Source organism: uncultured Clostridium sp. (assembly GCF_947036855.1).
GTDB lineage: Bacteria > Bacillota > Clostridia > Clostridiales > Clostridiaceae > Sarcina.
The window spans coordinates 1-7830 of record NZ_CAMQRY010000110.1; the positions used below are offsets into that span (position 1 = coordinate 1).

Here is a 7830-nt window from a genome sequence, read left to right on the forward strand (position 1 = left end):
AGAACGTCAGCCTTCCAAGCTGAATAGGCGAGTTCGATTCTCGCTACCTGCTCCATTTAAAATTTAAAAAAGGTAGATAATAATATGCGGGTATAGTTCATTGGTAGAACGTCAGCCTTCCAAGCTGAATAGGCGAGTTCGATTCTCGCTACCTGCTCCAGAGTAAAGACAGTCTTGTAGAGGCTGTCTTTTTTTACGTTAAATTATAATTTAGGATTGAAATGATTAGAAAAATATGTAAATTATAAATTGAAAAATAAAAAGATAATATAGAAAAATAATATTCAAAACATTTAAAGTACCCGTACAATTGACCTTTTGTAAAAAAAAGACATATAATTATTTGTAAAGTAAAGAGGGGGTTTTTATTTTGAAAAATAATACTAGAAGAATAATAAGAATTGGATTGTTTGCAGCAATATGTTTTGTGGCTACAATGATTAATATACCAATATCACTTGGTGGAAGTAATACTATGATACATCTTGGAACAACAGCTATATTTGTGGGGGCAGTATTTTTAGGGAAGGATATTGCTTGGTCTGGAGCTATTGGGTGTGCATTATTTGATTTTATAAATCCAGCATTTGCAATTTGGACTGTTCCAACATTTTTCCTAAAAGGTGCAACTGGATTTGTAGCAGGGTATGTAAGTCATAAGGGTGGCGCAAATGGAGATAATATGAAAAAGAATATCTTAGGCTTTGTACTTGGAGGATTAGTTTCTTTAACAGGATATTTTCTTGTTAATTGCATTTTCTATGGAGTGCCAACAGCTACATTAAAAATTACTACATCAGTGATTACAACAGGAATTGGAGTAGCTATTGCAATACCACTTTGTGCATCTAAGTTCTTAGTTAGAAAAGCAGGTATTAAAATTTAGTAATAGTTAAAGGGAGTGGAAGAATGTATCCTATTAAAAAAGTTATGACAATACACGATATGTCATGTTATGGAAGAGCATCTTTAACAAGCATAATACCGATAATATCAACTATGGGGATTCAAGTATGTCCATTACCGACAGCAGTTTTATCTACTCATACAGGTGGATATGGAAAACCAATGATTGAAGATTTAAGTGATTTTATGTGGGGTGCTAAAAGTCACTGGAAGAAACTTGAGTTAGAATTTGAAGCAATCTATACAGGGTATCTTGCAAATGTAGCTCAAGTTAAAATTGTTTCTAGCATAATCAGTGAATTTAAAAAAGAGGGACAACTTATAGTAATTGATCCTGTAATGGGCGATGAAGGAGCATTTTATTCTAGCTTTGGAGATGAAATGGTAGAAGCAATGAGAAGTTTTATAAAAAATGCGACAATAATAACTCCAAATATAACAGAACTTGCTCTGCTTCTTAATGAAAGTTATGAGGATAGATTTGATTTTGATAAAGTAGATAATTGGACTAAAAGTGTATCAGAACTTGGAATTGAAAATATTATTGTAACAAGTGCACCAAGCAGAACGGGTGAAAAGTTCATTGATACGATAGTTTATAGTAAGGTTAGTGGTAAATTATCTAGAATATCTGTTGAAAAAGTTAATATGTATTATCCAGGAACAGGAGATGCTTTTACATCTGTAGTTATTGGAAAAATATTAAATGGAGAAACAATAGAAAATTCAAGTATATTTGCTAGTGAGTTTGTATTTAAGGCTATTAAAATAAGTAATAGCTATGATTATGACTATAAAGAAGGTATATTACTTGAAAAAGTTTTAGGAATGTTAACAAAATAGTAGTAAACATTCCATTGTTTTGAAAGTAGAATAATGGTAGAATGAAATAAATTAAATAAGAGCTTTTTTATTATCTTATCCAGAGTGGTGGAGGGACTGGCCCTATGAAACCCGGCAACCAATATTTTGAGGCGAAACACGCTTTAAAATAGAACGGTGCTAATTCCAGCAGTTATTTTTTAACTGATAGATAAGGAGATTATTAAGTATTACGGTGTAATATTAAACTTCTGTCTGAAAACAGGAGTTTTTTTGTTTTCTTAAAGAATTAGACAGCAAAATTTAGGTTAGACATTAAGATAATAGGAACTCTTTTAAAAAAAGGGGGATATTTATTATGAAAGAAAAGAAAGGGAAATTTTTAGGACTATTACCACTTATAGTATTCGTAGCAATATACTTAGGAGCATCTATTGCTCTAGATGATTTTTATGCAGTTTCAGTTTTAGTACCAGGTCTTATAGCAGCTACCGTTGCAATATTCATGAATAGAAAAAGAGGGATAGATACAAATCTTAATCATTTCTGCAAAGGTGCAGGAGATAGTAATATTATATTAATGTGTTTCATATTTATATTAGCTGGGGCATTTGCATCAGTTGCGAAAGAAATGGGAGCTGTTGAATCAACAGTTAATCTTGGACTTTCAGTTTTACCTAGTGGAGTGCTTGTTGCAGGGATTTTTGTTATATCAGCATTTATAGCGATATCACTTGGAACTTCAATGGGAACAATAGCGGCAATTGTACCAATTGCTCTTGGAATTTCAGATAAAGCTGGAATATCACTTCCTTTAATTGTTGGAGCAGTTATTGGTGGAGCTATGTTTGGTGATAATTTATCAATGATTTCAGATACTACAATAGCAGCTACAAAAACTCAAGGCTGTGCAATGAATGAAAAATTCAAAACTAATTTTAAAGTAGTTTTACCAGCAGCTTTAATTTCAATCGGATTATATGTTTTTCTTGGACAGGGAGCAGAAATTGTAGCTGGAAGTTATGATTATAGTTTAATAAAAGTTATACCTTATCTTGCAATTCTTATAGCTGCACTTTGCGGAGTTAATGTAATTGTAGTTTTAACTGGTGGAATAGGTCTTGCTACTTTGGTAGGATTTGGAACAGGAGCTTTAACTATTAGAACTTTATTCTCTTCAATGTCTGCTGGAATAGGTGGAATGAGTGAAATACTTATGATTTCTCTTTTACTTGGAGGTATTGTTGAACTTGTTAGGGTAAATGGTGGTATAGATTTTATTTTAGAGTTTGTTGAAAGTAGAATAAAAAGTAAAAAAGGTGCAGAGTTTGGAATTGGTGCTTTAGTTAGTTTAGTAGATATTGCAACAGCAAATAATACTATAGCTATTGTTACAACAGGTCCAATAGCTAAAAATATTTCAGATAAGTATGAGCTTGAGCCAAAGAGAGTAGCTGGAATACTTGATATGTTCTCTTGTGCATTCCAAGGTGTGATTCCATATGGAGCACAACTTTTAACAGCAGCGTCACTTGCAGGACTAGCTCCATTTGAAATTATGCAGTATTTATTTTATCCGTACTTAATGGGAATAAGTGCAATAGTATTTATTGGATTCTTCTCACATAAAAAAACTAATACAGTAAGTACAGGTAAATCAAAAAGTATTAATGAAGTTAAAGCTTCTTAATTAATTTAATAGATAGAATATATTTTATATGAGTAAAGACTGTGCGTGTTCTGCACAGTCTTTTTCTTATATATTTTTTATAACTCTGCAAGGATTACCACAGGCTATAACATTTGCTGGAATATCCTTTGTTACAACACTTCCAGAACCAATTATAGTATTTTCTCCAATTGATATACCTGCATTTATTGTTACACCACCACCAATCCAACATCTATCACTAATTATTATAGGATAGGCATATTCAAGTCCTGATAATCTTTCCTCTACATCTATAGGATGTCCTGCTGTAAAGAGATTAACATTTGGTCCTATTAAAACATCATCTCCAATTGTAACTTTAGCACAGTCTAAAACTGTTAGATTATAATTAGAATAACTTCTGTTACCAAAACTTATATTGTAGCCATAGTCAGCTCTAAAAGGTGGTTCAATGAATATATTTTCACCCATAAATCCAAGTAAATCCTTTAAAATAGTATTTCTTTCTGTAACCATAGATGGTCTAAGTGCATTAAAGTCAAAGAGTAACTCTTTAGCTTTTTGTCTTTCTGTAAATAATTCTTCTCCAAAAGATAGATATAAATCCCCATTTAACATTTTTTCTTTCTCAGTCATAATAAATCCCCCTTTTATTATAAAAAAAGACAATCATCTTAGATGGCTTGTCTTTAGTATTATATGATTTTACTATACTATGATTATAAAAGTAAAGCTATGCTTTGAGAAGAAATTCCTTCAAGTGAACCTGTAAATCCAAGTCCTTCTTCTGTTGTAGCTTTAACATTTATTTGATTTACTTCTATTTCTAAAACTCTTGCTATATTTTCTCTCATACTTAGAATATGAGGAAGCATTTTAGGCTTTTGAGCTATGATAGTAGCATCAATATTACCTATGTGATAGCCTTCTTTTTTTATAAGTCTACCAACTTCTTTTAAAAGCATAAGGCTATCAGCACCTTTAAAGTTTGGGTCTGTATCAGGAAAATGTTTTCCTATATCACCAAGTGCAGCTGCACCAAGTAATGAATCTGATATTGCATGTAATAATACATCTGCATCAGAGTGTCCAAGTAGTCCTTTTTCAAATGGTATTTTAACACCACCCATGATTAAATCTCTTCCTATAACTAATTTATGTACATCATATCCCATTCCAATTCTCATAACTTTCTCCTTTAAATATATATTTTTAAAATTAGATATTATCTTTTTATAAAACACTTTATTAATTTTTTGTCTATAAATACTTTAGAAAGTTTTAAAAACTTACTAAATATAATCAAAGTTCATTAATTTTATTTTATCACAGTAAATATTTAATATGAAATCTATTTAAGTGGGAGTTGTCCCTATGTTATAATTATTAGTAGAATTAGTTATTATTATATTGATATATGTAAAATTTAATATTATAGGAGGGAAAAATGGGGGATTTTTCTGAGTATAGGAATCGTAGTTTCTTTTCTTGTAAGAGAAAACATAACAAGGAAATAGATATGAAAAAAGTAAGGGCAGAAGCATTGCTTTTGAGGAATTATATAAATTCATATCATATAAGTTTAGTTTCTTTATCGAGAGATATTGTACCAGAAGGTGAGAGAAATAAGTTGTTTAATGCTGCTAAATTCATAACTAATGAAAAGAGTTTAATTAATTATTATAAAAAGAATAAAGTAATGCCAATTTTAAAGATTGGTAAAGCTACAAATATTGATTTAGTTAAATTAAAGAGATATATAGATTATTTAAAACTTTATACTGTTTTACTTATGGATAATAAGTTTAATGAGATTTTAAAGTATTTAAATTTACAGACTAATAATGTGAATTTAAGAATATTACCAGTTTCAAATAGTGATGATAAGCAAGCTGCATACAAAGGGATAGGGATTGATATTTCAAAATATGCTAAGAGTATATTTATTTTAACAAGACAAGGAATTGTTGCAGATGTTGAGTATTCTAATGCAGGTGGAATTGGTACAGAAATTTTGGCTAAGAAGTATAAGTATATTCCAATTTGGATTAAGTTTGCGGGCGTAATTGCTTTGCTTATGTTTCTTGGTGGTATTATTTTAAACCGAGTATTTTCAATTTCAGATACTAAGGTTGTACTTAAAACTACCTCAGAAATTAATTTAGATGTTAATTCAAGTGGAAAGGTTATAAGTGTAAGCTCACCTACTGAAAAGGGAAAAGAGATGATTGCAAGTGAGGAATTTGAAGGGAATAGTCTTGATACTGTTTTAGTAGAAATATTAGAATATGCTGATGAAAATGATATGATTCCAGCAGATGATATTATCAATATGGCTATAACATCAAATGACTTTAATTTAAAAAGCCTTCGTGAGACAACAAATTTAGTTCAGGGACAGTATAATGATGAGAAAATAAGTGATATTTTTAAACTTGTTATAAATAATGCAGGAACTGAGAAAGTAATAAAGGCAGAAAAAGATAAGAATAAGGAGATATGATTTTGGGAATTAACTTTAAGGATGAAAATAGGGAAGCTGTAAGGCTTAATAAATATATATCAGAGAGTGGATTTTGTTCAAGAAGAGAGGCAGATAAGTTCATTGAAGCAGGAAGAGTTAAAATTAATGGCGTTAAGGTTTTAATGGGAACTAAGGTTTTTGAAGGAGACAAAGTTACTGTTGATAATAGACCTATTAAGATAGAGGAAGATTTTGTTTATTTAGTTTTAAATAAGCCAGTTGGAATAACTTGTACTACAGAAAAGCATGTAAGAGGAAATATTGTTGATTTTATAAGACATAAGAAAAGAATTTTCCCAATTGGTAGACTTGATAAGGATTCACAAGGACTTATTTTTATGACAAGTGATGGAGATATAGTTAATAAGGTTTTAAGAGCTGGAAATAATCATGAAAAAGAATATATTGTAACAGTTGATAGACCTTTAACTACTGAATTTACAAAAGCTATGGCAAATGGAGTTCCTATACTTGGAACTGTAACTAAGCCTTGTATGATTAAAAAAGAAAGAAAAAATGTTTTTAGAATAACTTTAACACAAGGGCTTAATAGACAGATAAGAAGAATGTGTGAGCATTTTGGTTATAATGTAACAAAGCTTGAGAGAGTTAGAATTATGAATATTACTCTTGGAAATCTTTCAGATGGACAGTGGAGGAATATGACTAAAAAAGAGCTTTTAGAAATTAAAAAATTAACTGGTGAATCAGTTAAAACTGAAGAGGCATCAGATGAAGAGTTAAGACCAGTAGATGGTGTAAATCAAAGAGATAAAAGAGATAAAAAACCATTTAATAATAGAAAAAAGCAAGACGACAAAAATAGACATAAGCAACATAATAATTATAGAAAGCCAAGTGAGGAGCCTAAGCAAGGCTCAAAAAAAAGTAAAAATAAAAAGAATGATGGTGGGGGTAAAAGTAAAGTTATCCACAGAAATTCTAATTCAAAGAAATAAAAGTTTAAAATAATTAACTAAATTGGTAAAGTTATCCACACTATCCACAGGGAAGTGTGGATAACTTTTTTATTAATTAAAAAAATTTATATTTCAAAAGCCACATATTTGCTAGATAAGAGAGAATACTAAAATAAAAAGTAATCTTTTAAAAGGAGAAAAATATGAGGAAAAAAGTAGTTTTATGTAGTTTTATATTTTTGTTATTTTTTAGTGTTACAGCTAGCTGTACTACAACATTTTTAGACATAGATTCAAAAAAAATAATGAAGGTTCAGGACAATATAAATATAGAATTAGATCTTCCAATTGTAAATTCTATAGATAAAGGTGTTAATGGTATTTTTGATACTATAAATTCTGATATTAATGGTTTTGTAAATAGAATTACGAGTGATGCAAAAAAAGATTTGTTCCACCCAAGTTATATTATTAAAAGTTCATTTGAAGTTCCATACAATAATAATGATTTACTTAGCTTAGTTGTGAGTAATTATGAGTTTTTAGGTGGAGCACATGGTATGTCAACTTTGATACCTTATAATTATGATTTAAAAACAGGGAGTAGATTGATACTTAAAGATTTATTTATTGATGGTTTTGATTATAAAACTGTATGTGATAATTATATAAGAAGTGAAATTGAAAAAAATAAAGATATGTATTTTGACCATGGAGATTATTTTAAAGGTGTGAAAGAGAATCAAGATTTTTATATTTCAAAAGATGGAGTAACAATCTTTTTTCAATTATATGATATAGCTCCATATGCAGCAGGACTTAGATATTTTGAAGTTCCTATGGATAAATTTATAGGCAAACTAAAGTTCGACATAATATAATACGATAAACTAGAAAGGAATATATCTTTTCTAGTTTTATTTTTATGACATTTATAGAAAATAGCGTAAAACCTCGGGCTTTATGCTCGAGGCTGTAAGCTTACT

Annotated in this window: 8 protein-coding genes, 1 tRNA gene and 1 riboswitch; of the genes, 7 read left to right on the top strand and 2 right to left on the bottom strand. The window is 29.7% G+C overall.

Annotated elements, in window-relative coordinates:
• Positions 1-86 precede the first annotated feature (86 nt).
• From Q0V15_RS10235 to Q0V15_RS10250, 4 genes are all read left to right on the top strand, one after another.
• Positions 87-160, top strand: a tRNA-Gly gene (locus Q0V15_RS10235).
• Between the two features lie 210 nt (positions 161-370).
• Positions 371-886 (top strand): ECF transporter S component, encoded by a 516-nt coding sequence (locus Q0V15_RS10240; RefSeq protein ID WP_297438661.1) that lies wholly within the window; start codon positions 371-373, stop codon positions 884-886.
• 23 nt (positions 887-909) lie between these two features.
• Entirely contained in the window at positions 910-1749 is an 840-nt protein-coding gene (locus tag Q0V15_RS10245; protein ID WP_297438663.1) for a pyridoxamine kinase, read from the top strand.
• A gap of 72 nt (positions 1750-1821) precedes the next feature.
• Positions 1822-1946, top strand: a riboswitch (SAM riboswitch).
• A gap of 140 nt (positions 1947-2086) precedes the next feature.
• Positions 2087-3418, top strand: a complete 1332-nt coding sequence (locus Q0V15_RS10250; RefSeq protein WP_297438665.1) for a Na+/H+ antiporter NhaC family protein — start codon at positions 2087-2089, stop codon at positions 3416-3418.
• A 66-nt stretch (positions 3419-3484) separates the two neighbouring features.
• Here Q0V15_RS10250 and Q0V15_RS10255 read toward each other — a convergent pair whose 3' ends face one another.
• Both Q0V15_RS10255 and ispF read right to left on the bottom strand, forming a co-directional pair.
• Entirely contained in the window at positions 3485-4036 is a 552-nt protein-coding gene (locus Q0V15_RS10255) for a sugar O-acetyltransferase (RefSeq protein ID WP_297438667.1), read from the bottom strand.
• Between the two features lie 83 nt (positions 4037-4119).
• Entirely contained in the window at positions 4120-4587 is a 468-nt protein-coding gene (ispF, locus tag Q0V15_RS10260) for a 2-C-methyl-D-erythritol 2,4-cyclodiphosphate synthase (RefSeq protein WP_297438670.1), read from the bottom strand.
• Positions 4588-4847: 260 nt separating this feature from the next.
• On the opposite strand from ispF, the gene Q0V15_RS10265 reads away from it, so the two are divergent.
• The 3 genes from Q0V15_RS10265 (at position 4848) to Q0V15_RS10275 (ending at position 7725) form a co-directional block, all read left to right on the top strand.
• Positions 4848-5903, top strand: coding sequence for a hypothetical protein (locus Q0V15_RS10265; protein WP_297438672.1), 1056 nt, complete (start codon positions 4848-4850; stop codon positions 5901-5903).
• Positions 5900-6883 (top strand): 23S rRNA pseudouridine(2604) synthase RluF, encoded by a 984-nt coding sequence (gene rluF, locus Q0V15_RS10270; RefSeq protein ID WP_297438673.1) that lies wholly within the window; start codon positions 5900-5902, stop codon positions 6881-6883. The genes Q0V15_RS10265 and rluF overlap by 4 nt, the downstream gene beginning before the upstream one ends.
• Before the next feature lie 164 nt (positions 6884-7047).
• Positions 7048-7725 (top strand): DUF3298 and DUF4163 domain-containing protein, encoded by a 678-nt coding sequence (locus tag Q0V15_RS10275; RefSeq protein ID WP_297438675.1) that lies wholly within the window; start codon positions 7048-7050, stop codon positions 7723-7725.
• Positions 7726-7830: the final 105 nt, after the last annotated feature.

What these genes read in the sequence shown, in the direction of transcription:
- Q0V15_RS10245 (WP_297438663.1), top strand. Translation starts at nt 910, where the DNA reads ATGTATCCTATTAAAAAAGTTATGACAATACACGATATGTCATGTTAT.
- Q0V15_RS10250 (WP_297438665.1), top strand. Translation starts at nt 2,087, where the DNA reads ATGAAAGAAAAGAAAGGGAAATTTTTAGGACTATTACCACTTATAGTA.
- Q0V15_RS10255 (WP_297438667.1), bottom strand. Translation starts at nt 4,036, where the DNA reads ATGACTGAGAAAGAAAAAATGTTAAATGGGGATTTATATCTATCTTTT.
- ispF (WP_297438670.1), bottom strand. Translation starts at nt 4,587, where the DNA reads ATGAGAATTGGAATGGGATATGATGTACATAAATTAGTTATAGGAAGA.
- Q0V15_RS10265 (WP_297438672.1), top strand. Translation starts at nt 4,848, where the DNA reads ATGGGGGATTTTTCTGAGTATAGGAATCGTAGTTTCTTTTCTTGTAAG.
- rluF (WP_297438673.1), top strand. Translation starts at nt 5,900, where the DNA reads ATGATTTTGGGAATTAACTTTAAGGATGAAAATAGGGAAGCTGTAAGG.
- Q0V15_RS10275 (WP_297438675.1), top strand. Translation starts at nt 7,048, where the DNA reads ATGAGGAAAAAAGTAGTTTTATGTAGTTTTATATTTTTGTTATTTTTT.